General features: G+C 67.7%; 23 protein-coding genes and 1 tRNA gene. 14 read left to right on the top strand and 10 right to left on the bottom strand.

The genetic code is table 11. The features are described 5' to 3' along the window. The first annotated feature begins 1 nt into the window (after position 1). Genes nuoN through AC4PTO_RS06065 form a run of 4 tightly spaced genes read left to right on the top strand, consistent with a single transcriptional unit; the run spans position 2 to position 4,653 of the window. Positions 2-1,441, top strand: coding sequence for an NADH-quinone oxidoreductase subunit NuoN (gene nuoN / locus AC4PTO_RS06050; RefSeq protein ID WP_492732832.1), 1,440 nt, complete (start codon positions 2-4; stop codon positions 1,439-1,441). After that, a complete protein-coding gene (locus AC4PTO_RS06055; RefSeq protein ID WP_492732833.1) occupies positions 1,431-2,192 on the top strand; it encodes a biotin--[acetyl-CoA-carboxylase] ligase in 762 nt (253 codons plus the stop codon). The genes nuoN and AC4PTO_RS06055 overlap by 11 nt, the downstream gene beginning before the upstream one ends. Positions 2,193-2,203: 11 nt before the next feature. Beyond that, positions 2,204-2,980, top strand: coding sequence for a type III pantothenate kinase (locus AC4PTO_RS06060; RefSeq protein WP_492732834.1), 777 nt, complete (start codon positions 2,204-2,206; stop codon positions 2,978-2,980). Between the two features lie 47 nt (positions 2,981-3,027). After that, positions 3,028-4,653 (top strand): ribonuclease J, encoded by a 1,626-nt coding sequence (locus AC4PTO_RS06065; RefSeq protein WP_492733562.1) that lies wholly within the window; start codon positions 3,028-3,030, stop codon positions 4,651-4,653. A 169-nt stretch (positions 4,654-4,822) separates the two neighbouring features. On the opposite strand, the gene AC4PTO_RS06070 is transcribed toward AC4PTO_RS06065, so the two are convergent. Both AC4PTO_RS06070 and AC4PTO_RS06075 read right to left on the bottom strand, forming a co-directional pair. Next, positions 4,823-6,328, bottom strand: a complete 1,506-nt coding sequence (locus tag AC4PTO_RS06070) for a DEAD/DEAH box helicase (RefSeq protein WP_492732835.1) — start codon at positions 6,326-6,328, stop codon at positions 4,823-4,825. 114 nt (positions 6,329-6,442) lie between these two features. Further along, complete coding sequence (locus AC4PTO_RS06075) at positions 6,443-7,255, bottom strand: hypothetical protein (RefSeq protein ID WP_492732836.1); 813 nt, start codon at positions 7,253-7,255, stop codon at positions 6,443-6,445. A 149-nt stretch (positions 7,256-7,404) separates the two neighbouring features. Here AC4PTO_RS06075 and AC4PTO_RS06080 point away from each other — a divergent pair, with 149 nt between their 5' ends. The 7 genes from AC4PTO_RS06080 (at position 7,405) to AC4PTO_RS06110 (ending at position 14,763) form a co-directional block, all read left to right on the top strand. Further along, positions 7,405-9,288, top strand: a complete 1,884-nt coding sequence (locus AC4PTO_RS06080; protein ID WP_492732837.1) for a cation:proton antiporter — start codon at positions 7,405-7,407, stop codon at positions 9,286-9,288. A 48-nt stretch (positions 9,289-9,336) separates the two neighbouring features. Then, positions 9,337-11,082, top strand: coding sequence for an arginine--tRNA ligase (argS, locus tag AC4PTO_RS06085; protein WP_492732838.1), 1,746 nt, complete (start codon positions 9,337-9,339; stop codon positions 11,080-11,082). 85 nt (positions 11,083-11,167) lie between these two features. Next, positions 11,168-12,115, top strand: coding sequence for an SPOR domain-containing protein (locus AC4PTO_RS06090; RefSeq protein WP_492732839.1), 948 nt, complete (start codon positions 11,168-11,170; stop codon positions 12,113-12,115). After that, positions 12,115-13,119, top strand: a complete 1,005-nt coding sequence (locus AC4PTO_RS06095) for a glycoside hydrolase family 3 N-terminal domain-containing protein (RefSeq protein ID WP_492732840.1) — start codon at positions 12,115-12,117, stop codon at positions 13,117-13,119. Before AC4PTO_RS06090 ends, AC4PTO_RS06095 begins: the two co-directional genes overlap by 1 nt. Then, on the top strand, positions 13,112-13,903 hold the full coding sequence (locus AC4PTO_RS06100; RefSeq protein ID WP_492732841.1) for a segregation and condensation protein A: 792 nt from the start codon (positions 13,112-13,114) through the stop codon (positions 13,901-13,903). Before AC4PTO_RS06095 ends, AC4PTO_RS06100 begins: the two co-directional genes overlap by 8 nt. Further along, positions 13,900-14,541, top strand: a complete 642-nt coding sequence (gene scpB, locus AC4PTO_RS06105) for an SMC-Scp complex subunit ScpB (RefSeq protein WP_492732842.1) — start codon at positions 13,900-13,902, stop codon at positions 14,539-14,541. The genes AC4PTO_RS06100 and scpB overlap by 4 nt, the downstream gene beginning before the upstream one ends. Positions 14,542-14,553: 12 nt before the next feature. Next, entirely contained in the window at positions 14,554-14,763 is a 210-nt protein-coding gene (locus tag AC4PTO_RS06110; RefSeq protein ID WP_492732843.1) for a hypothetical protein, read from the top strand. 8 nt (positions 14,764-14,771) lie between these two features. On the opposite strand, the gene AC4PTO_RS06115 is transcribed toward AC4PTO_RS06110, so the two are convergent. The 8 genes from AC4PTO_RS06115 to AC4PTO_RS06150 all read right to left on the bottom strand — a co-directional run bounded on the left by AC4PTO_RS06115 (position 14,772) and on the right by AC4PTO_RS06150 (position 20,356). Then, a complete protein-coding gene (locus tag AC4PTO_RS06115) occupies positions 14,772-15,851 on the bottom strand; it encodes a 2'-deoxycytidine 5'-triphosphate deaminase (protein WP_492732844.1) in 1,080 nt (359 codons plus the stop codon). Between the two features lie 58 nt (positions 15,852-15,909). Beyond that, positions 15,910-15,987, bottom strand: a tRNA-Pro gene (locus AC4PTO_RS06120). 97 nt (positions 15,988-16,084) lie between these two features. Next, positions 16,085-16,861 (bottom strand): MerR family transcriptional regulator, encoded by a 777-nt coding sequence (locus tag AC4PTO_RS06125; protein ID WP_492732845.1) that lies wholly within the window; start codon positions 16,859-16,861, stop codon positions 16,085-16,087. Positions 16,862-16,886: 25 nt separating this feature from the next. Further along, positions 16,887-17,189, bottom strand: a complete 303-nt coding sequence (ihfA, locus tag AC4PTO_RS06130) for an integration host factor subunit alpha (RefSeq protein ID WP_492732846.1) — start codon at positions 17,187-17,189, stop codon at positions 16,887-16,889. A 97-nt stretch (positions 17,190-17,286) separates the two neighbouring features. After that, positions 17,287-18,261 (bottom strand): beta-ketoacyl-ACP synthase III, encoded by a 975-nt coding sequence (locus AC4PTO_RS06135; protein ID WP_492732847.1) that lies wholly within the window; start codon positions 18,259-18,261, stop codon positions 17,287-17,289. Beyond that, complete coding sequence (plsX, locus tag AC4PTO_RS06140; protein WP_492732848.1) at positions 18,258-19,298, bottom strand: phosphate acyltransferase PlsX; 1,041 nt, start codon at positions 19,296-19,298, stop codon at positions 18,258-18,260. The genes AC4PTO_RS06135 and plsX overlap by 4 nt, the downstream gene beginning before the upstream one ends. Before the next feature lie 117 nt (positions 19,299-19,415). Beyond that, a complete protein-coding gene (rpmF, locus tag AC4PTO_RS06145) occupies positions 19,416-19,622 on the bottom strand; it encodes a 50S ribosomal protein L32 (RefSeq protein WP_492732849.1) in 207 nt (68 codons plus the stop codon). 164 nt (positions 19,623-19,786) lie between these two features. Further along, positions 19,787-20,356, bottom strand: a complete 570-nt coding sequence (locus tag AC4PTO_RS06150; protein ID WP_492732850.1) for a YceD family protein — start codon at positions 20,354-20,356, stop codon at positions 19,787-19,789. Positions 20,357-20,507: 151 nt separating this feature from the next. Between AC4PTO_RS06150 and AC4PTO_RS06155 the strand changes: the two genes are divergently transcribed. The 3 genes from AC4PTO_RS06155 (at position 20,508) to AC4PTO_RS06165 (ending at position 23,694) form a co-directional block, all read left to right on the top strand. Further along, the gene (locus tag AC4PTO_RS06155; RefSeq protein ID WP_492732851.1) at positions 20,508-20,954 is read left to right on the top strand and encodes an outer membrane protein assembly factor BamE; all 447 of its coding nucleotides are present in this window, start codon (positions 20,508-20,510) and stop codon (positions 20,952-20,954) included. 103 nt (positions 20,955-21,057) lie between these two features. Then, positions 21,058-21,825 (top strand): GNAT family N-acetyltransferase, encoded by a 768-nt coding sequence (locus AC4PTO_RS06160; protein WP_492732852.1) that lies wholly within the window; start codon positions 21,058-21,060, stop codon positions 21,823-21,825. 48 nt (positions 21,826-21,873) lie between these two features. Next, positions 21,874-23,694: an ABC-F family ATP-binding cassette domain-containing protein gene (locus AC4PTO_RS06165; RefSeq protein WP_492732853.1), complete on the top strand. Its 1,821-nt coding sequence runs from the start codon at positions 21,874-21,876 to the stop codon at positions 23,692-23,694. Positions 23,695-23,732: the final 38 nt, after the last annotated feature.

Here is a 23,732-nt window from a genome sequence, read left to right on the forward strand (position 1 = left end):
CATGACTTCTGCGGATTTCTCCACGGTCCTGCCGGAATTCCTGCTGGCACTTTTTGCGATGGTGGCGCTTCTGGCCGGTGTCTGGACCGGCAAGGACCGGGTCGCGGGCCTTGTGCTTTGGATCACGGTTGCGGTGCTGGTCGTGCTGGCGGCCTGGATCGGCCTGAACGGCGGCGGAGCCCGGCAGGCCTTTGGCGGGCTGTTCATCGACGATGCCTTCGCGCGCTTCTCCAAGGTGGCGATCCTGGTCTCGGCCGCCGCCGTCCTGGCGATGAGCGCCGATTACATGGGGCGTCGGGGCCTTCTGCGCTTCGAATACCCGATCCTCGTGGCGCTTGCCGTCGTGGGCATGATGATGATGGTTTCGGCCGGGGACCTGATGGCGCTTTACATGGGGCTGGAGCTTCAGTCGCTGGCGCTTTACGTCGTGGCCGCGCTGCGCCGCGACAGCGCGAAATCCTCGGAGGCCGGGCTGAAATACTTCGTTCTCGGCTCGCTCAGCTCGGGGCTGCTGCTTTACGGCGCCTCGCTGATCTACGGCTTTGCCGGCACGACCTCTTTCGCGGGGATCATCACCGTGGTCGAGGAAGGCCATCTGCCGATCGGCGTGCTGTTCGGCATGGTCTTCATGCTGGTGGGGCTGTCGTTCAAGGTGTCGGCCGTGCCCTTCCACATGTGGACGCCGGATGTCTACGAGGGTTCGCCCACGCCGGTCACCGCCTTCTTCGCCACCGCGCCGAAAATGGCCGCGATGGCGCTTCTGGCGCGGCTGGCGCATGATGCGTTCGGCCAGGTGCCGGGCGACTGGGGGCAGATCATCGGCCTTCTGGCCGTGGCCTCGATGCTGCTTGGGGCGGTGGCCGCGATCGGTCAGCGCAACATCAAGCGCCTGATGGCCTATTCCTCGATCGCGCATATGGGCTTTGCGCTGCTGGGTCTGGCCGCGGGCACCGAAGAGGGCGTGCAGGCGATGCTGATCTACATGGCGATCTATGTCACCATGAATGTCGGCACCTTTGCCTTCATCCTGTCGATGGAGCGTGACGGCCAGCCCGTGACCGAGATCGCCGCGCTGAACCTTTATGCCCGGCGCGAGCCGCTGAAGGCGCTTGCCATGCTGGTGCTGCTGTTCAGCCTTGCGGGCGTGCCGCCGATGCTTGGCTTCTTCGCCAAGTTCGCGGTGCTGAAGGCCGCGCTGACGGCGGGGTATGTCTGGCTGGTGGTGATCGGGGTGATTTCCTCGGTGATCGGGGCGTTCTACTACCTGCGCATCGTCTACTTCATGTATTTCGGCACCGAGACCGAGGCGCTCGATACCCGCATGCCGGCGGTGCAATGGGCGCTCCTGATGGTGTCGGCCTTCATCATGGTGGCGGGCGTTCTGAACCTGTTCGGGGTCGAGGGCGCCGCGGCGGCGGCGGCAAGCGCACTTGTCCGCTGAGCCGTCCAACTGGCCCGAAGGCGTGGCGCGCCACGTCCTCGGGCGGGTGGACAGCACCATGTCCGAGGCGGCGCGGCTGGCCCCGCAACTGTCGGGCCCGGCCTGGATCATGGCGCGCGAACAGACCGCCGGGCGCGGCCGTCGCGGCCGCGGCTGGCATACCCAGGGCGGGAATTTCGCGGCGACCCATGTCCTGCGCCCCGGCGGCGGACCGGCCGAGGCCGCGCTTTATTCCTTTGTGACCGCCCTTGCGCTGGACGAGGCGCTTGCCCGCGTGGCCGGCCCCGCGGCGCGACTGTCGATCAAATGGCCCAATGACGTGCTGCTCAATGGCGGCAAGGTGGCGGGGATCCTGCTGGAAAGCCTTGGCACGGGGGGCACGCTGTCGCATCTGGCGATTGGGGTGGGGGTGAATCTGGACCACGCCCCCGGCACCCAGACGCTTGACCCCGGCGCGCTTTCGCCGGTCAGCGTGCTGGGCGAAACCGGCATCCGCGTGACCCAGGACGAATTTCTGCCCGTCCTCGCAGAGGCCTTCGCGCGCCATCAGGCCCGCTTCGTGACCTATGGCTTTGCCCCGATCCGCACCGCATGGCTTGCACGCGCCGCCCGGATCGGCCAGACCGTGCGGGCGCGCACCGGAACCCGGACCCATGAAGGCGTGTTCGAGACCATTGACGACAGCGGGGCGATGATCCTCAGGACGCCGGAAGGCCGGTTTGCCATCACCGCCGCCGAGGTCTTTTTCTGAAAGGAGCAGGCATGCTCTTGTGCATAGATTGCGGCAATACCAACACGGTGTTCTCGGTCTGGGACGGGGTCGAATTCACGGCGACGTGGCGGATCGCCACGGATCACCGGCGCACGGCGGATGAATATTTCGTCTGGCTTTCCACGCTGATGGCGCTAAAGCGGCTTGATGCGCATATCTCCGAGGTCATCATCTCCTCGACAGTGCCGCGCGTGGTGTTCAACCTGCGGGTCCTGTGCAACCGCTATTTCGACTGCCGGCCACTGGTGGTGGGCAAGCCCGAATGCGCGCTTCCCGTCGCGCCGCGCGTCGATGCCTCGACCACGGTCGGGCCGGACCGCCTTGTCAATACCGTTGCCGGGTTCGACCGCTTCGGCGGCGATCTGATCGTGGTCGATTTCGGCACCGCGACCACCTTCGACGTGGTCGCCCCCGACGGCGCCTATATCGGCGGCGTGATCGCGCCGGGCGTGAACCTGAGCCTCGAGGCGCTGCACATGGCCGCCGCCGCCCTGCCGCATGTGGATGTGACCCATCCCGAGAAAGTCATCGGCACGAACACGGTTGCCTGTATCCAGTCGGGGGTGTTCTGGGGTTATATCGGCCTGGTCGAGGGCATCGTGCGCCAGATCCGGCGCGAGCGGGACCGCCCGATGAAGGTGATCGCCACGGGGGGCCTGGCCGCGCTTTTCGATCAGGGCTTCGATCTGTTCGACGCGGTCGAGGACGACCTGACCATCCACGGGCTGCGGCTCATCAACGATTACAACAAGGGGTTGAGCGCGTGAAAGACCGACTGATCTACCTTCCTCTGGGCGGCGCCGGCGAAATCGGCATGAACGCCTATGTCTATGGCTACGGTCCCGAAGGCAAGGAGCGGCTGATCGTCGTCGATCTGGGCGTGACCTTCCCCGACATGGATACCACCCCCGGTGTCGACCTGATCATGGCCGACATCGCCTGGCTGCATGAAAACGCCGCGCGGATCGAGGCGATCTTCATCACCCACGCGCATGAGGATCACATCGGCGCGCTTGCCCATTTCTGGCCGAAGCTGAAGAAACCCGTCTATGCGCGCGCCTTCACCGCGCTGATCGGGGCCTCGAAGCTGGAAGAGGCGGGGCTGCCCACCGACGATCTGCATGTGGTCGAGCCGCGCCCGCACACGATCGAGGCAGGCCCCTTCCGGGTGCAATTCGTGCCCGTGTCGCATTCCATCCCCGAAAGCTCGGCCCTGGTGATCGACACCCCGGCCGGGCGCATCGTGCATAGCGGGGATTTCAAGCTCGACGGCAATCCCGTGGTGGGCGAGGCCTTCGATCCCGTCCTGTGGCACGAGATCGGCCGCGAGGGCGATGGCGTCAAGGTGCTCACCTGCGATTCCACCAATGTCTTCTCGCCGCATCCGGGGCGGTCGGAGGCGACCCTTGCCGCCCCGCTGACCGAGCTGATCGCCGCGCAGGACGGCATGGTCGTGGCCACCACCTTCGCCTCCAACGTGGCGCGACTGAAAACCCTGGCCGAGGCCGGGCAGGCCGCGGGCCGCTCGATCTGCCTTCTGGGGCGCGCGATGCGCAAGATGACCGCCGCCGCCACCGAGGCGGGCGTGCTGAGCGGATTTCCCGCCACCGTGCCGGTCGAGGAAGCCGCCGAGATCCCGCGTGCCAACCTGATGCTGATCGTCACCGGCAGCCAGGGCGAACGCCGCGCGGCCTCGGCACAGCTGTCGCGCGGCAAGTATCTGGGCCTCCAGATGAAAGAGGGCGACAGCTTCCTCTTTTCCTCCAAGACCATTCCGGGCAATGAACGCGGCGTGATCCGGATCATGAACGCCTTCTCGGAGATGGGGGTCGAGGTGATCGACGATCGGGGCGGGCTCTATCACGTCTCGGGCCATGCCAACCGCCCCGACCTCGAGGCGGTGCACGACCTTCTCAAGCCGCAGATCCTGATCCCGATGCACGGCGAACACCGCCACCTGCGCGAACATGCCAAGATCGCCCGCGCAAAGGGCATCGCCTCCGAGGTGGCGACGAACGGCATGATGCTGGACCTGACCGGCACGAAACCCAAAGTGGCCGAGTATATCGAGGCGGGGCGCACCTATCTGGACGGCCGCGTACTGATCGGCGCGATGGACGGCGTGGTGCGCGACCGTATCCGCATGGCGCTGAACGGGCATGTCCTTGTGACGGTGATCATCGACGAAGACGATACGCCGCTTGGCGATGCCTGGGTCGAGATGATGGGCCTGCCCGAAACCGGCAGCCGCGGCGCGCCGGTGGCCGACCAGATCGAGGAAGAACTGGCCGAATTCCTCGAACGCGCCAGCAGCAAGGTCATCGCCAATGACGACAAGATCGACGATGCGATCCGGCGCATCGTGCGCCAGGTGACGATGGAGGAAATCGGCAAGAAGCCCGAGGTGACCATCGTCGTGTCGCGGCTGATGGCGGAATAGTTTCTTGCCTCCGGCGGGGATATTTCCGCTCTGAAGATGCGCATTTCTTCAGAGAAACAAATATCCCCGCCGGAGGCTTCCAAAGCCGCAAGACGAGACCGGTTCACATGAAAACGGGCCCGCGACACGATGTCGGGGGCCCACTTCGTTTCAGCATGTGGCCGATTGCCTAGTGCTCGTCGGCCTTTTCGGTATCGTCCTGCTTCGTGCTTGCCGTGGTGCGGAAGCTGCGCAGGATGAAGTCGGGGACATGCTCGCCCATGCCGACGACGCTCGGGCCGCTGTCGCGGTCGCGGCGGTGGCTGCCGCGGTCACGCCGCTCTTCCTTGCGCTCGGGGCGGTCTTCGCGCCGGGGCTCGGGCTGTGCGGCCTCGGTGGGGGCGGCGGTGGCGGGTGCTGCGGCGGTTTCTTCGCCCGGCGCGCGGCGGTTGCGGTCTCGCCCGCCGCGGCTGCGGCTGCGCGAGGAGCTGCGCTCTTTCTCGTCCCGGTCGCGCGGGGGGCGTTGGGCGGCTTCGGAAAGCGTGAAATCCTCGGGGGTCTCGGTGCGCGGGATCTGCTGTTTCACCAGGCTCTCGATTGCCGAGAGGTATTTGTCATCGGCCGGGGTGGCGATGGTGAACGCCGTGCCCTTGCGCCCGGCGCGGCCGGTGCGGCCGATGCGGTGCACATAATCCTCGGCGTGGCTGGGCACGTCGAAGTTGAACACATGGCTGACGGCCGGAATGTCCAGCCCGCGCGCGGCCACGTCCGAGGCGATCAGAAGTTGCAGCGAGCCGTCGCGGAAGGCGTCGAGGGTGCGCATCCGCTGGCTCTGGTCCAGGTCGCCATGGATCGGCGCGGCATTCAGGCCATGCGCCTTGAGCGATTTGGCCACGATGTCGACATCGGACTTGCGGTTGCAGAAGATGATGGCGTTCGTGCAGGTTTCGCCCTCGGCACGGATCAGGGCGCGCAGAAGTTCGCGTTTCTGCTTGGCGGCCTGATCGCGCCGGGTGGGCGTGATCTGCACCAGTTTCTGCGTGATCGTTTCCGAGGTGGTGGCCTGGCGGGCAACCTCGATGCGCGCGGGGGCGTGCAGGAAGGTGTTGGTGATCCGCTCGATCTCGGGCGCCATGGTGGCCGAGAAGAACAGCGTCTGGCGGGTGAAGGGCGTGAGCTGGAAGATCCGCTCGATATCGGGGATGAAGCCCATGTCGAGCATCCGGTCGGCCTCGTCCACGACCATGATCTGCACCCCGGTCAGCAAAAGCTTGCCGCGCTCGAAATGGTCCAGCAGGCGGCCGGGCGTGGCGATCAGCACGTCGACGCCGCGGTCGATCAGCTTGTCCTGCTCGCCAAAGCTGACGCCGCCGATCAGCAGGGCCTTGGTCAGCTTGGTGTTCTTGGCGTAGATGTCGAAATTCTCGGCAACCTGGGCGGCAAGTTCGCGCGTCGGGCACAGCACGAGGCTGCGCGGCATCCGCGCACGGGCGCGCCCCTTGGCCAGCATGGTGATCATCGGCAGCGTGAAAGAGGCGGTCTTGCCCGTGCCGGTCTGTGCGATCCCCAGCACATCCTTGCCTTCCAGCGCGGGCGGGATTGCGCCGGCCTGGATCGGGGTGGGGGTTTCATAGCCGGCATCGGCAATGGCAGAAAGGACCTTGGGGTCCAGCTTCAGGTCGGTAAACTTGGTCATCAGCGTCCTATATGCGGTATCGGACCGCAGGGTGAAGGGACGCGAGTTTCGGGCGCCCCGGAGCGATCCCGCCGGATGCGGGTCCAGATGCCCTACTGTATCTGCAAAAAAAGGTCAATCTTGCGTAGGGTGACGCGCTGCGCGCATTTTCGCCAGCCGCCGCAGCACCGTGCGGTTCGAGCGGTCAAGCTCGTCCAGCAGGACGCAGGCCAGATGCGCCATGGCACCCGGCCCGGCATCCAGCGCCATGCGCCAGATCCGGGCCAGCAGATTGCCCGCCAGATCGCCATCGGCAATGCCGAACGGCTCGATCCCCAGGGGCAGGGGGCCGGGCTGGGGGCGGGGTGCGGGAAAGACCTTCCAGCCGGGCAGGCCGGAAAAGCGCCGCTCGGTTTCATAGAGCTTCACCATGCCGAACAGCAGCGCGATTTCCCCGCCAAGCCTGCGCTCGGTTTCGGTGGCGCCATGATCGGCGAAGGTCTGCGCGGCCGAGATGCGCCAGCGGGTGGGCAGGGTCCGGGCCAGATGCGTGCCCTCTTCGTGCCAGAGCCGCAGGAACAGATCGCGCGCGGCGGCCGGGGCCTCGCGCCGGCGCAGCGCCATGACCAGTTTTGCATGCAGGAATTCCAGTTCGGTCGTGGCGGGGTCGGCGGCCATGCGGCGCGCCAGGTTGCGCGCGCGCATGGCGAAATCGGTGAAGGCCTTGTCCTCGATCGGGCCGGGGGGCGGCACAAGGGGGCGGTTGCGCAGGGCGCGCAGGTCGCAATCGGGCGGGGGCAGGTCGCCGGGGTGGTAATCGAAGGGCCGCTCGGCCCGCTCCAGCCGGTGCAGCGCGCCCGCAAGCCCCCCCTCCAGAGAGGCGGCGCCGGGCGGGTCGAACTCGCCGGGGGTGGACAGCGCGCTGCGCGGCAAGGGGGTGTCGGACATCGGCGTGACTCCTGTCTGCGGGCTGGGCCGGCCGGGGGGCGGCCGGGGTGCAGCGCCCTTATTCACCACGAAAAATCTTGCAATTCAAAGGGGAACCTGCGCCTTTTGGGCGGGTTTTGGTGCGACGGATTCCGGCGAAGGGGGTGGCGATGGCGGTTGCGGAGACGATGGACGGCCTTGGCCCGGTCATGGCCTTTGCCCTGGTGGGCGTGGTCGGGGTTGGCGCGCAATGGCTGGCCTGGCGCTTCCGCCTGCCCGCCATCGTGGTCATGCTGGTGGCGGGGATCGTGGTCGGGCCGCTGACCGGGCTGTTCGATCCGATGCGCGATATCGGCGATCTGACCGGGCCCCTGATCTCGCTTGCCGTTGCGGTGATCCTGTTCGAGGGCGGGCTGAGCCTTGATCTGCACCGTCTGGGCGATGCGCGCGCGGGCGTCCAGCGGCTTGTGCTGATCGGCGCGCCGGTGGGGTGGCTCTTGTCGACGCTGGCGCTTGCCTGGGGCGCGGGGTTGAGCTGGGAGGCCTCGGCCGTCTTCGGGGGCATCATGATCGTGACGGGGCCGACCGTGATCGCGCCGCTCTTGCGTCAGGCGCGGCTGTCGCGCCGCCCCGCGCAGCTTTTGCAATGGGAAGCCATCGTGAACGACCCGATCGGCGCGCTTGCCGCCGTGCTGGCCTTCGAGGTGGTTCTCGTCTCGCGCTCGGGCCTGTCGATGGGCGAGGCGGTGATGGACCTCGCGCTTGGCATCGGCTTCGCGCTGATCGTCGGACTTCTGGGCGGGTTCGGCATCGCGCGGGCCTTCTGGCGCGGCTGGGTGCCCGAATACATGAAGGTGCCGGTGCTGTTCAGCGCGCTTCTGGCGGTGTTCGCGGTGGCGGATACGGCGCTGCATGAAAGCGGGCTTCTGGCAGTGACGGTGATGGGGCTGGTGATCGCCAATGCCGATCTGCCCTCGTATGTGGAGCTGCGCCGGTTCAAGGAACATGCCACGATCCTGCTGGTATCGGGGGTGTTCATCCTGCTTGCGGCCTCGCTGGATTTCACGCAGATGGCGGGGCTTGACTGGCGGGCGATCGTGTTCGTGGCGGCGGTGGTGCTGGTGGCGCGCCCGGTGACGGTGCTCTTGTCGCTGATCGGCACCTCGATCCCGCGGGCCGAGCGGCTGCTGATCGCCTTTACCGGGCCGCGCGGGGTGGTGCTTGTGGCGGTGGCGGGCCTTTTCGGGCAGCGGCTGGCCGAGGCGGGGGTGGCGGATGGCGCGCTGATCGGCCCGCTGGCCTTCGTGCTGGTTCTGGTGACCGTGGTGTTGCACGGCTTCACGCTGGCCCCCGTTGCGCGCGCGCTTGGCCTTGCCGGGGCCGAGGTGCCGGGCGTTCTGATCGTGGGGGGCTCGCGCTTCACCACGGCCCTGGGCGAGGCGCTGGTGAAGGCCGAGGTGCCGGTCCTGCTGACCGATCCGAACCATGCCCATCTGATCCGGCCGCGCGCGGCGGGGCTGCGCACCTTCTATGGCGACATTCTGGGCGAGGCAGCAGAGGATACGGTCGAGCTGATCCAGTATGGCACGGTTCTCGTGGCAACGGATAACGATGCCTACAACACGCTGGTGGCCACCGATCTGGGCCCCGAGGTGGGGCGCGATGCGGTCTGGCAGATCGCGCGCCAGAAAGAGGACCGCCCGCGTCATGCCCTTCCCACCCAGCTTGGCGGGCGCTCATTCGGGGGCGGGCGCACGCTGGAGACCTTCGAGACCCTGATCGCCGAGGGCTGGCGCTTCCGCTCGACCCGCCTCACGGCCGAGTTCACGCAAGAGGACTGGCGCGCGAAACGCCCCGATGCGATCGCGCTCGTGCGGGTTTCGGACAAGGGAGAGCCGCGTTTCGTCAAGGCCACGGACGAGATGAAGGTGGGGCCGGGCACGCGGATCCTGTCGCTTCTGCCGCCCGGCGCGATCGCGTCCGAGGCCGCGCCCGAGGGGGCCGCGCCGGATGCCGCGCCGCCCGCCACGGAAGCGGGCACGCCCGAGCATTGACGCCGCGCGCGGGCTCTGGCAGGGGAAGGGCAACGATAGGATGGACCGATGAACCTCTTTGCCGATATCCGCCAGACGGTGATTGCAGCCCTTGATGCCATGGTGACCGCGGGCGATCTGCCGCGCGGGCTCGACATGACCAATGTTGCGGTCGAACCGCCGCGCGACGCGGCCCATGGCGATATGGCGACGAATGCCGCGATGGTGCTGGCCAAGCCCGCGGGCAAGCCGCCGCGCGCCATCGCCGAGGCCCTGGCGCTGCATCTGGCCGCCGATCCGCGCATCACGCAGGCCGAGGTGGCGGGGCCGGGCTTTCTGAACCTGCGCCTCGATCCGGTGGTCTGGGCTGACCTGTGCCGCGCGGCGCTTGCGCAGGGGCGCGATTTCGGCCGATCGGCCATGGGGCGCGGCACGAAGGTCAATGTCGAATTCGTGTCGGCCAACCCCACCGGGCCGATGCATGTGGGCCATACCCGCGGCGCGGTCTTCGGGGATGCGCTTGCCAGCCTGTTGGATTTCGCGGGCTACGATGTCACGCGCGAATATTACATCAACGATGGCGGCGCGCAGGTCGATGTGCTTGCGCGTTCGGCCTATGAGCGTTACCGCGAGGCGAACGGGCTGGAGCCCGAGATCCGCGAGGGGTTTTATCCGGGCGATTACCTGATCCCCGTGGGCGAGGCCCTGAAGGCGAAATACGGGGCAAGCCTGCTGGACAAGGGCGAAGAGGTCTGGCTGGCCGAGTTGCGCGAATTCGCCACCGAGGCGATGATGGCCATGATCCGCGAGGATCTGGCCAGCCTGGGCGTCAGGATGGATGTCTATTCCTCGGAAAAGGCACTTTACGGCACCGGCAAGATCGAGGCCGCGATCCAGACACTGCGCGACAAAGGCCTGATCTACGAGGGCGTTCTTGAGCCGCCGAAGGGCAAGCTGCCCGAGGATTGGGAAGAGCGTGAGCAGACGCTGTTCCGTTCGACCGCCTATGGCGACGACGTGGATCGCCCGGTGCAGAAATCGGACGGAAGCTGGACCTATTTCGCGCCCGATATCGCCTATCACTATGACAAGGTGAAGCGCGGCTTCGATCTGCTGATCGACGTTCTGGGCGCCGACCATGGCGGCTATGTCAAGCGCATGAAGGCCGCGGTGGCGGCCTTGTCGGAAAATCATGTGCCGCTGGACATCAAGCTGATCCAGCTGGTCAAGCTGTTCAAGAACGGCGAGCCCTTCAAGATGTCCAAACGCGCGGGCACCTTCGTGACGCTGCGCGACGTGGTCGAGCAGGCGGGGGCCGACGTGACGCGCTTTCACATGCTGACCCGCAAGAACGACGCGCCGCTGGATTTCGATTTCGACAAGGTGCTGGAACAGTCCAAGGACAACCCCGTCTTCTATGTGCAATATGCCCATGCGCGTGTCTGCTCGGTCTTGCGCAAGGCGGCCGAGATGGGGGTGGATGTCTCGGACGCGGAACTGGCGAAGGCCAATCTGCGGCTGAACGGCCACGAGGCCGAGATCGCGCTTGCCAAGAAGCTGGCGGAATGGCCCCGGCTGGTCGAGATCGCCGCCCGCGCCGGAGAGCCGCATCGCGTGGCCTTCTATCTCTACGAGCTGGCATCGGACCTGCATGCGCTGTGGAACCGGGGCAATGACGATCCCTCGCTGCGCTTCGTGCAGGACGGCGATCCGTTGCTGACAGCGGCGAAAATCGCCCAGGCGCGGGCCACGGCCGTTGTTATTTCCGCAGGTCTTGGTATTCTTGGCGTGACCCCTGCGGAAGAAATGCGCTGAACGCACCATCGCCGGGGTCTGACAGGCGGGGCCGATCCCATGGCCCGACAATGGCAGACCGGGACAGCCCGGCGATGAGGCGAGCATGGCAAGCATTCACTACCGCGACGGCGGTGCCGCAGGACATGAGGCAGACGGCCCGCATGTCATGGCGCCCGTTTCCCGTTGGGTCAGCCTGGCAGGCGCAGCGACTTCGGTCGCGCTGATCGCGGGGCTGGCCGTCTGGGGCTACAAGCTTGCGGTGCGCGATGTGACCGGGGTGCCCGTGATCCGCGCGATGGAGGGGCCTGCACGTATCGCGCCCGAGGATCCGGGCGGCGATCTGGCGCGCCATGTCGGCCTTTCGGTCAATGCGGTGGCGGCCCATGGCCTTGCCGCTCCGGTCCCCGATCAGGTCATGCTCGCGCCGCGCGATCAGGGCCTGTCGGACGAGGATATGACGATGGCCGCGCTTGCTCCGCTGGAGCGTGCCGAAGAGCCTGCGTCCGCGCCCGAAACGGTTATGCCGGCCGCGATGCCGGTGCCCGTGCCCGATCTGCCCGAGGAACAGGACGCCGTGACCCGTGCCCTGGCCGAGGCGATGGCCGAGGACAATGCCGCCGCGACAACCGATGCCGCGCCCGAGCCGGTCTCGGAGGTCATTCCAGCATCGGTGCCCGGTGTCGTGCGCTCTCCGCGCCCGCTGGCACGGCCCGCGCGCGATCTGGCGGCCGAAACTGCCGCGGCCGCGCAGGTGGCGGCCCCTGCCGCGGCGGTGGATGTCGATGCGGCCAGCCTAGCCGAAGGCACGCGGCTTGCCCAGATCGGCGCCTTCGACAGCCCCGATTTGGCCCGCGCGGAATGGGACCGGGTCGTGGCGCAGTTCGGCGCCCTGATGGAGGGCAAGCAGCGCGTGATCCAGGAGGCCAGCAGTGGCGGTCGCGTCTTCTACCGCCTGCGCGTGCACGGTTTCGACGATCTGGCTGCGGCGCGGCGGTTCTGCGCGGCACTGGTGGCGGAACAGGCCAACTGCATTCCCGCCGCGGTGCGCTGATGCCCGCAGGCGCCACGATCTTCGGCCTGTCCGGCCCCGTGCTGACGCCGGCCGAGGCCGATTTCTTTCGCGCCGCCAACCCCTGGGGCTTTATCCTGTTCGCCCGCAATGTCGAAACCCCCGCGCAGTTGCGCCGCCTGACCGGCGATCTGCGCGCCTGCCTGGGCCGGGACGCGCCAATCCTGGTCGATCAGGAAGGCGGGCGGGTGCAGCGGCTGCGCGCGCCGCACTGGCGGGAATGGCTGGCCCCGCTCGATCAGGCCCGCGATGCCGGGGCAGGGGCGGCGCGCAGCTTCTGGCTGCGCTACCGGCTAATCGCGGCCGAGCTGCATGCCGCCGGAATCGACGTGAACTGCGCGCCCACCTGTGACATCGCCGGGCCGCGCACCCATCCGTTCCTGCACAACCGCTGCCTTGGGCAAAGCCCGGCCGAGGTGGTCGCCAATGCCCGCGCCGCTGCCGAGGGGCTTCTGGCCGGCGGCGTGCTGCCCGTCATCAAGCATATGCCGGGCCATGGCCGGGCCGAGGCCGACAGCCACCTGCACCTGCCCGTGGTCGAGGCCGCGCCCGAGGATCTGGCGCAGAACGATTTCGCTCCTTTCGCGGCGCTTGCCGACCTGCCCCTGGGCATGACCGCGCATATCCGCTTTCCCGCGCTTGACGATGCGCCGGCCACCCAGTCGGCGCCTGTGATCGGCCTGATCCGTCAACAGATCGGCTTTCGCGGCCTGTTGATGACGGATGACATCGCCATGCAGGCGCTTGCAGGGCCTGTGGGCGCGCGCGCGGCGCGCTCGCTTGCCGCGGGCTGCGATCTGGTGCTGCATTGCAACGGCGATCTGCCCGAGATGGAGGCGGTGGCCGCCGCCTCGGGCGTGCTGGGCACCGATGCGGCCCTGCGCGCCGAGGCGGCGCTTGCCCGCCGCGCCGCGCCCGCGCCTGTTGACATCGCCGCGCTGGAAGCCGAATTTGAGACGCTTCTAGCCGGCCGGTTGCATGTCTGAACCCGAGGAAACCCATCTGTTCGAGGCGCAGAGCGTCAGCGAGCGGCTTCAGGCCGAAGCGCTGATCGTCGATGTCGAGGGGTTCGAGGGGCCGCTGGACCTTTTGCTGACGCTGTCGCGCACGCAAAAGGTGGACCTGCGCAAGATCTCGGTGCTGCAACTGGCCGAGCAGTATCTGCTTTTCGTCAACCGCGCCAAGCAGTTGCGCATCGAACTTGCGGCCGATTACCTGGTGATGGCGGCTTGGCTCGCCTTTCTGAAATCGCGCCTGCTGCTGCCGCCCGATCCCACGGCCGAGGGCCCCTCGGCCGAGGACATGGCCGCGCATCTGGCGTTCCAGTTGGAACGCCTTCAGGCCATGCGCGAGGCCGCCGCCCAGCTTATGGCGCGCGACCGGCTGGGGCAGGACGTGTTCGGGCGCGGCGTCTCGGAAGAGGTCGCGCGGGTGCGCAGGATCAACTATTCCGCCACGCTTCTGGACCTGATGCAGGCCTATGCGCGCATCCGCACGCGCGACGAGTTTCGCCCCTATGCCTTTGACCGGCGCGATGTCTACACGCTTGAACAGGCGCTGGACCGGCTGCGCGGCCTGATCGGCTATGCCGGTGACTGGACCGATCTTTCAAGCTATCTTCCCGATGGCTGGGGCGCCGAGCCGTCGCGCCGTCGCTCGGCCACGGCGGCGACCTTCGCGGCCAGCCTGGAACTGGCCAAGCAGGGCCAGATCGAGATCCGCCAGAACGATACCTTCGCCCCCATCTCCATTCGACGGAAACCGACGTGACCGAGACCGAAACCGAGAAATCGCTATTCGAGGCGCCGCCGATCGCCGAGCAGGAACGCATGGTGGAGGCGATCCTGTTCGCCTCGGCCGAGCCGGTGACGATTTCGGAAATGTCCGACCGCATGCCGCACGGCTCCGACCCGGCCGAGGCGCTGGTCTATCTGCGCAAGCGCTATGAGGGGCGGGGCGTGCGCGTGGTCCGGGTGGGCGATGCCTGGGCGATCCGCACCGCGCCCGATCTGGGTTTCCTGATGCAGAAGGAAACGGTCGAGCAGCGCAAGCTGTCGCGCGCCGCGATCGAGACGCTGGCGATCATCGCCTATCACCAGCCCGCCACCCGCGCCGAGATCGAGGAGATCCGCGGCGTCGCAGTGTCGCGCGGCACGATCGACCAGTTGCTGGAGCTGGAATGGATCCGCTTCGGGCGCCGCCGCATGACGCCGGGCCGACCCGTGACCTTCGTGGTGACGCAAACCTTCCTGGACCATTTCAGCCTTGAATCCGCGCGCGACCTGCCCGGCCTGAAAGAGCTGCGCGCCGCGGGGCTTCTGGACAACCGCCCGCTTCCGGGCCTTGAGACCGGCGGCGAGGAAGACGACGACGAGGCCGTGGGCCAGTCGGAACTGTTCGAGGATTGAGGGGGTTACGCGATGAACCTGAACCAACTCATCAACATGGCGGTCAATAGCGTCACGCGCCGCCTGATGAATATCGGTATCAACAAGGGGATCGACGCGATCTTGCGCCGGGGGAACGGCAAGGCGCCCATGACCCCCGAAGAGGCCCGGCAGGCAAAGACCGCGCGCGCGGCCGCCAAGCGCGCCCGTCAGGCGGCGCGGATCACACGGCGGATGCGCTGAACCCGCCGCTATCCGGCGCGGAAATGCTTGCCCAGTTTCAGGCCCTGTCCCTGATAGTTCGACGCGATGCCCGCGCCATAAAGCCGTTCGGGCCGCCCGGCCATCCGCTCATAGACCAGACGGCCGACGATCTGCCCGTGCTCCAGCACGAAGGGGGCCTCGTGGCAGCGCACCTCAAGCACCCCGCGCGAGCCTGCGCCGCCCGCCGCGCCATGGCCGAAGCCGGGGTCGAAGAACCCCGCGTAATGCACCCGGAATTCGCCCACCATGGCGAGGTAGGGCGCCATCTCGGCGGCGTGGTCGGGCGGGATCGTCACCGCCTCGCGCGAGACGAGGATGTAGAAGGCGCCGGGGTCGAGGATGATGCGCCCGTCGCGGGTGCGGATCTCTTCCCAGAACTCCGAGGCGGGGTAATGCGCAATCCGGTCCAGGTCGATCACGCCGGTGTGGGGTTTGGCGCGATAGCCCACCAGATCGCCCGCCTCGGGGCGCAGATCGACCGAAAAGCCAAGCCCGTGGTCGATCACCGCCGGGCCGTTGACCAGCGGCTCTTCGGCATGCAGGCGCGACAGCTCGGCATCGCTGAGCGCGGCATGGCCCTTGCGGAATCGGATCTGGTTCAGCCGCATGCCGGGGCGCACCAGAACCGAGAAGCTGCGGGGGCAGATCTCGGCGTAAAGCGGGCCGACATAGCCTTCGGGGATGCGGTCGAACTCGGCCCCGCCATCGGTGATGACGCGGGTCAGAAGATCCAGCCGCCCGGTGGAGGATTTGGCGTTGGCCACTGCGGTCACGCCTTCGGGCAGGGCAAGGCGTTCCATCAGCGGCACAAGATAGACGCAGCCCTTTTCCAGGACCGCGCCCTGCGAGAGGTCCATGCGGTGCATCTCGAACTCGGCCAGGCGGGTATCGACGCGGCTGTTGCGTCCGGCAAGGAACGAGGCGCGGATGCGGTAGGCGGTCTGGCCAAGGCGCAGGTCGAGGCTGGCGGGCTGCACCTGTTCGGGCGTGACGGGCAGGTTTGCTGCGATCTCGCCCCGGCCGATCATCGCCTTCAGTTCGGCATCCGGCAGCACACCCGTCGTCATCGCATCGCCTCCTGATACAAGAACGCCCACCCCGGAACGGGATGGGCGGTTCTCGTGATGGTCGGGCCGGTGAGATTCGAACTCACGACCTTCCGCCCCCCAGACGGACGCGCTAACCAGGCTGCGCCACGGCCCGACGAGGGGCATATAGAGCGAATGTGACGGCGGGGGCAAGCGGCAAAACGCATCTTTTTCCGAAGCCTTTCCAAGTCCTGTGCCCTTGATGTGCCCGATCAGGGCGCGGGCGGGCGTGCAGGGGCGGAAAGCCGGTCGCGCAAGGCCGCGATCCGTGTGCGCAGAAGGCCAAGCGTGGCAAGCGATTCCGCCGTAAGCGGGCCGTCGGAAAGCGCATGCAGGCGCGCGGCGATCCGGTCGGGCTGGACCGTGCCTTCGGTCGGGGCAGGGGGCGCGGGCTGCGGCGCCTTCGGCGCGGCGGGGGCCGGCTCAAACGCGATGACCTGCGGGGCCTCGGGCTCTTCGGGGGGGACATCCTCGGCCATCGGCGCTTCGGGAATGCGGGGCGTTTCTTCGGCGGGGGGCGCATCGAAAAGCGTGCCGGCGGGCCAGCGGTCGGGGGCCGGCGCTGCCTGCGCGGGAACCGGGTCCTCGGGGTCGGCGGGGAAGGTGGCGCCCCGAGGCGCGGGATCGGGGTTGGACGTGACGGGCCAGGGCGCGGCCGCCTCGGGCGCGGTTGCCTCCGGGGGTAGGGCCTCCGCATCGGCATTGGCCACGGCGGCGCCCTCCTGCACCAGTTCGGCCACATGGCGCACGCCATGTTCGCGCAGGATCTTCTGCACGCCGCGAATGGTCAGGCCATCCTCGTGCAGCAACTGCTTGATCCCGGCCAGAAGGGCCATGTCGGCGGGGCGGTAATAGCGCCGCCCGCCCGCCCGCTTCACCGGCTTGATCTGCGGAAAGCGGCTTTCCCAGAAGCGCAGCACATGGGCGGGCGTCTCAAGCGCCTCGGCCACTTCGCTGATCGTGCGGAATGCATCGGCTGATTTCGTCATCCGCGCGGGCCCCTCCTGTCGCGGGTCAGCGGGCGTTTCCGGCGGCCACGCGATGCTTCATCAGATGCGAGGGCCGGAACGACAGAACCCGGCGCGGCGAGATCGGAACCTCTTCGCCGGTCTTCGGATTGCGCCCCATGCGCGAGGCTTTCTCGCGCACCGAGAAGGTGCCGAAAGACGAGATCTTCACGGTCTCCCCCTGCACCAGCGCGTCGGAAATATGTTGCAGCACGCTTTCGACAAGCTGCGCGGATTCGTTGCGCGACAGGCCCACCTCACGAAACACGGCTTCGCTCAGGTCCATGCGCGTCAGAGTCGTTTCGCTCATTCTGTTCCCCCGGGTTGGTTGCCCCACGATGGGGGCATTGAATTCCCGAGTCAATATCAATGGCTTGCAGGGCGGACTTGAGGCCGCCCGCAGGCAATTACCAGCGCAGGACGACCGATCCCCAGGTCAGACCGCCGCCGATCGCCTCGGTCACGATCAGATCGCCCTGCCTGATCTGGCCGCGGGCCTTGCCGACTGAAAGCGCCAGCGGGATCGAGGCGGCCGAGGTGTTGCCGTGATCCTGCACCGTGACCACGACGCGCTCCATCGGGACCTGCATCCGCTCGGCCGTGGCCGAGATGATGCGCAGGTTGGCCTGATGCGGCACGATCCAGTCGACATCGCCCACGTCGAGCCCGCTTTTCTCAAGGGCCTTGTGCGCGGTTTCGGCCAGTTTCTGCACCGCGTGGCGGAAGACCTGGTTGCCCTGCATCCGCAGATGCCCCGCAGTGCCCGAAGTCGAGACCCCGCCATCGACGTAAAGCAGATCGCGGTAGCGGCCGTCGGAATTCAGGTCCGTCGCCAGGATGCCGCGATCGGTCTTGTCGCCCGTGCCCTGCGCGGCCTCAAGCACCAGCGCGCCGGCGCCGTCGCCGAACAGAACGCAGGTGCTACGGTCGCTCCAGTCCATGATCCGGCTGAAGGTTTCGGCCCCGATCACCAGCACGCGGGCGGCTTGTCCGGACACGATCAGCGCATTGGCATTGGCAAGCGCATAGACGAAGCCTGCGCAAACCGCCTGCACGTCATAGGCAAAGCCGTTGCGGCTGCCGAGCCCGGCCTGCACCATCGAGGCGACCGAGGGGAAGGTATAGTCCGGGGTCGAGGTGGCCACGATGATCGCGTCGATCGCATCGGCCGCCATGCCCGCGTCGCGCAGCGCCGCTTCGGCGGCGCGGATCGCCATCTGCGAGGTGGTCTCGCCCTCGGCTGCGAAATGGCGCCGCTCGATCCCCGAGCGGGTGCGGATCCATTCGTCGCTGGTATCGAGCTTCGCTTCGAATTCCGCGTTCTCGACTACGCGCTCGGGCAGGTAATGCCCGACGCCTCTGACCACCGCGCGAATTGTCATGTGAGGGATCCATCCTCCGTATCACCCGTCGCGGCATCCTGCCCCGAGACTGACGCCGAGGCAACCCGTGCCGCCAGCTTCGCCCCAAAGCCCGATTGCGCCAGCGTGAAGGCAAGTTTGAGCGCGGCCGAAACCGCCGTGGCATCCGCCGAGCCGTGCGATTTGACCACCGTGCCGTTCAGGCCAAGGAACACGCCGCCATTGGCGCGGCGCGGGTCCATGCGCTTTTGCAGCCGCCGGAGCGCGCCCATCGCCACAAGCGCGGTCAGCCGCGACCACGGCGTCGCGCGGAACGATTCCTTCAGGAAATCGCCGATCAGCCGCGCCGTTCCCTCGCCCGTCTTCAGCGCGACATTGCCGGTGAAGCCGTCGGTGACGATCACGTCCACGCGATCCGAGGGTAGGTCGGTCCCCTCGACGAAGCCGACGTAATCGAAGGCCCCGGCCTGCTGCGCGGCGCCGATCATCTCATGCGCGGCCTTCAGCTCGGCATGGCCCTTGTGCTCTTCGGTGCCGACATTGAGCAGCCCGACCCGCGGCCGCGCCAGCCCAAGCGCGTTGCGCGCGTAAGAGGTGCCCATCAGCGCATAGGTCAGAAGGTCGGGCGCCTCGGCCTTCACGTCGGCGCCCATGTCGAGCATCACGTTGAATCCCGAGGGGTTGCGCGAGGGCCAGAACGAGGCGATGGCGGGGCGGTTCACGCCCGGCAGCTTGCGCAGGCGGATCATCGACAGCGCCATCAGGGCGCCGGTATTGCCGCAGGACACCGCCACCGTCGCCTCGCCGTTGCGCACCGACTCGATCGTGGACCACATCGAGGTGTCCTGGCCGTGGCGCAGAACCTGGCTTGGCTTGTCATCCATCGTCACGACACCGGTGGCATCGCGGACTTCGCAGCGCGCGGAAAGGCCCCGTGCCGCGATCAGGCGGACGAGTTCGTCCTTCGGGCCATGTACGATGAAGCGGATCGCCGCGTTCTTCTCGGCCGAGGCCGCAATGCCGTCGATGACCGCGGCGGGGCCGTGGTCTCCGCCCATGGCATCGACAGAAATGACGACGGCGCCGGTTTCTTCCGGCGCCTGTGCCTGCGCGTGTCGATTCGGGTGCTCTGGGTCGTGCGCTGATGGCATGACGAGGCGTTGGAAGGGACGGGCTTACGCCGCGTCTTCGTCCAGATCGACCTCGGCGGCCTGCGCCACCACTTCACGGTCGTCATAGTGACCGCAAGCGCCGCAAACGTGGTGCGGGCGCTTCAGCTCGCCGCAGTTCGGGCATTCCGCCGGATTGGCGGCGACAAGAGCATCGTGCGCGCGGCGCATGTTGCGGCGGGAGCGCGTGACTCGGTTCTGAGGGACAGCCATGTCTCAACCTCGGGTGTTCGGGGGCGTTACAGCCCTGATTTTCCTGGAGTTTCGTCACTGGCGCCACAGGGCGAACCGGGTGCGAACCCAAACTTCGAATGAGGCCGGGAACATACTGCGATTCTGCGGGCGCGCAAGTCCTTTCTTCCACCCCGCCGGAAGGGTCAGGTTTCGCCCTTGTCCGGGCCCGGCTTGTCGCCCTTCAGCAGATCGGCAAGGCCCGCGAAGGGGCGGGTATCCTCGTCGCGCAGCGGCGTGACGCCCTTTTCGGCCACGCGCACCGTGCCCAGCTCGGCCCCCGGCGCGCGGGGTTGCAGCGGCAGCGCAAGCTCCAGCACCTCCAGCGCAAGGGCGCCAAGGTCGATCACGGCGCCGAGCTGTTCGGCCGAGTCGTCCTCGGGCATCTCGATCTCGTCGCCCTCGGGCACGGGCATTTCGGCCAGGTAGCGGCGCGTGACGGTTTCGGACAGATCGCTGTGCACCGGCGCCAGCGTGATCGCGCAGGGCTGCACGACGCGCGCGCTGAACGCGGCCTCCAGCAGCCAGTCAGAGCGCCCGGCGGGGCTGAGCGCGCCCTTCAGGCGCAGATCCTCAAGCGCGTCGATCCCCGCCCAACGGGCGATTTCGGCGCGGATTTCGGGATCGGGCGCAATGTCGAAGCGCGTGGGCTTGCGCGTCGCAAGTTCAGAGACGCGCAGCGGATGCGACCAGGGCATCGGGGGAAAATCGGTCATCGGGCAACTCCTTGAACGGGCGCGGCTCTCGGCGGGGGCTTGCGATGCATTCGACGCATGAGCAACCTTGAGGGCCAGCCCCGAGTGTTGTAAGCGGGATAAAAGGCCCGAAGCGGCATGGCAAGAGGGGGTTCAGGTGAGGATTGGTTCCGTGACACGGCATGCTGCCTTGGTGATTGCGCTTGGGGCGGCCCTTCTTGTCGCGGCCTGCGCACCGGTCTACCGCAACCACGGCTATGTTCCGACCGATGAAGACCTCGCTCTGGTCGAGGTTGGCAAGAGCACGCGCGACGAGGTTGCCACGGCGATCGGGCGCCCGTCCTCCTCGGGGCTGCTTTCGGGGGGCGACTGGTATTATGTCGGCAGCCGCTGGAAGCATTTCGGCGCCCGAGCTCCGCAAGAGATCGAGCGTCAGGTCGTGGCGGTCAGCTTCACCGAGGCCGGCCTTGTCAGCAATGTCGAGCGTTTCGGCCTTCAGGATGGTCAGGTCGTCGTGCTGTCGCGCCGCGTGACGGAAAGCAATATCCGCAGCCTCGGCCTTGTCCGCCAGCTGATGGGCAGCTTGGGCCGCGTGTCCGCGGGGCAGCTGTTGAACTGATCCCGGCGGCGCGTTTTGCGGGCCTGTTACACGCGGGTTGCATAGCCATCTGGCCCCGCAGCACGCCTTGCGGGACATCGGTTCGACAGTATGCGAGGCAAGGATGCTTTCCGCCCCCCTCGTCAAGGGACGTTATGTGGTGCGCTTCAGCCGCGACGCGGCCGATGTTGCGCGCGCCCAGCACCTGCGCTGGCAGGCCTTTCGCGCGCCGCGCGGTGGAGCAGCGGCGGCTGCGGCAGGGGGGCGGGATGCCGATTCCCATGACAGGCGCTGCCTTCACGTCCTGATCGAAGAGGCGTGCAGCGGCGCGCTTGCCTGCTGCTTCCGGCTGATGGCCCTTGCCGACGGGCGCGCGATTCCGAAAAGCTATTCCGCGTGGTTCTACGATTTGTCGGGGCTGTCGCGCTATGGCGCGCCCATGGCCGAGATCGGACGTTTCTGCATTCGGCCGGGGCTGCACGATCCCGACATCCTGCGCATCGCATGGGGCGCGATCACGCGGTATGTCGATGACAACGGTGTGGGGCTTTTGTTCGGCTGCTCGTCCTTCCGGGGCACGGATTGGCGCGCCCATGCAGAGGCCTTTGCCGCGCTTGCCCAGGGCCATGCCGCGCCGCCGCAATGGTTGCCGCGCGCGAAGGCGCCCGAGGTCGTTGACTTCGCGCCGCTCCGCGCCGGCCAAGTCTGCGATCCGAAGCGGGCGATGGCCGCCATGCCGCCCCTTCTGCGCAGCTATCTGGCGATGGGCGGCTGGGTCGGCGATCATGCGGTGGTGGACCGGGATCTGGGCACGCTGCACGTCTTTACCGGGCTGGAGATCCGCGCCATCCCGCCCGGTCGGGCGCGGCTGTTGCGGGCCATCGGGGCCTGAGGCGCGTGGCCTGTTGACCTTGCGCACGCGCCCGGATAGCTCGGCGGGATGGCACGCGCACCGCTTTTGCAGCTTTCCGGCATCTCGCTGACCTTCGGCGGCAATCCCGTTTTCGACGGGCTCGATCTGGTCGTGCAGCCGGGCGACCGGCTGGCGCTGGTGGGGCGCAACGGGTCGGGCAAGTCCACGCTGATGAAGGTCATGGCAGGGCTGGTCGAGCCCGACCACGGAGAGCGCATCGTGCCGCCGGGCGTGCGCGTGGGCTATATGGAGCAAGAGCCCGACCTGTCGGGCTTTGCCACGCTTGGCGATTTCGCGGCCTCGGCGCTGGAAGAGGCGGATCGCTACCGCGTGGAGATGGTGGCCGAGGGGCTGAAGTTCCGCCCCGAAACCCCTGTCGCCACCGCCTCGGGCGGCGAGCGGCGCCGCGCCGCGCTTGCCAAGCTGTTGGCCGAGGCGCCGGAACTGATGCTGCTCGACGAGCCGACGAACCACCTCGATATCCAGGCGATCGGCTGGCTTGAGGCGCAGTTGCGCGAAACCCGCACGGCCTTCGTGCTGATCAGCCACGACCGCGCCTTCCTGCGCGCGCTGACGCGGGCCACGCTGTGGATCGACCGGGGGCGCACGCTGCGCAACGAACGTGGCTTCGACGCCTTCGAGGAATGGCGCGAACAGGTCTGGGCCGAAGAGGACGAGGCGCGCCACAAGCTTGATCGCAAGATCAAGGCCGAGGCGCGTTGGGCGGTCGAGGGGATCTCGGCGCGGCGCAAGCGCAATCAGGGCCGGCTGCGCGCGCTTGAGGCGATGCGCGCCGAACGGGCCGGGCAGATCCGCCGCCAGGGCACCGCCGCGATGGAACTGGACAGCGGCGCGCAGTCGGGCCGCCGGGTGATCGAGGCGAAGGGGCTGTCCAAGCGCTTCGGCGACAAGGAGATCGTGCGCAATTTCGACCTGCGCGTGATGCGCGGCGACCGCGTGGCCTTTGTCGGGCCGAATGGTGTGGGCAAGACCACGCTTCTGAAGATGCTGACCGCAGAGATCGCCCCCGATGCGGGCACCGTCACGCTTGGCACCAAGCTTGAGATCGCGGTGTTCGATCAGGCGCGCGCCACGCTCGATCTGTCGATGTCGCTTTGGGACGGGATGGTGAACGATCCCGACATGCGCGTCTCGGGGCGGTCGGATCAGGTGATGGTGCGGGGCGTGCCGAAACATGTGGTCGCCTACCTGAAGGATTTCCTGTTCGACGAGGCCCAGGCCCGCGCGCCCATCGGCTCGCTTTCCGGGGGAGAGCGCGCGCGGCTGTTGCTGGCGCGGATCATGGCGAAGCCCTCGAACCTGCTGGTGCTGGACGAGCCGACGAACGATCTGGATGTCGAGACGCTGGACCTGTTGCAGGACATCCTGGGCGATTACGACGGCACCGTGCTGCTGGTCAGCCACGACCGCGATTTCATCGACCGCGTGGCCAGCACCACGATCGCCATGGAGGGCGATGGCCACGCCACCGTCTATGCCGGCGGCTGGAGCGATTATCAGGCGCAAAGGGCGCTGAGCGCCCCCCCCGAGACCGCCAGCCCCGCCCCGAAGAAGCCCGGCACGCCGAAACCCGCCACGGCGAAGGAGGCCCCGCGCAAGCCGGGGCTGAGCTTTACCGAGAAGCACCGGCTCGAGGCCTTGCCCGGTATCATCGAGAAGCTGGAATTCGAGATCGGCAAGCTGTCGGAGCTGCTTTCCGAGCCCGATCTTTTCACGCGCGCGCCCGCCAAATTCGCCAAGGCCACCGAGATGCTGGCCGAGCGGCAGGCCACGCTGTCGGCCGCCGAAGAAGAATGGCTGGAGCTTGAGGAAAAGGCCGCAAGCTAGGCCCCGGCGCGCCCGCGATTGCGCTTGACAGCGCAGGC

The sequence above is a fragment of the Rhodobacter maritimus genome, from assembly GCF_058747975.1.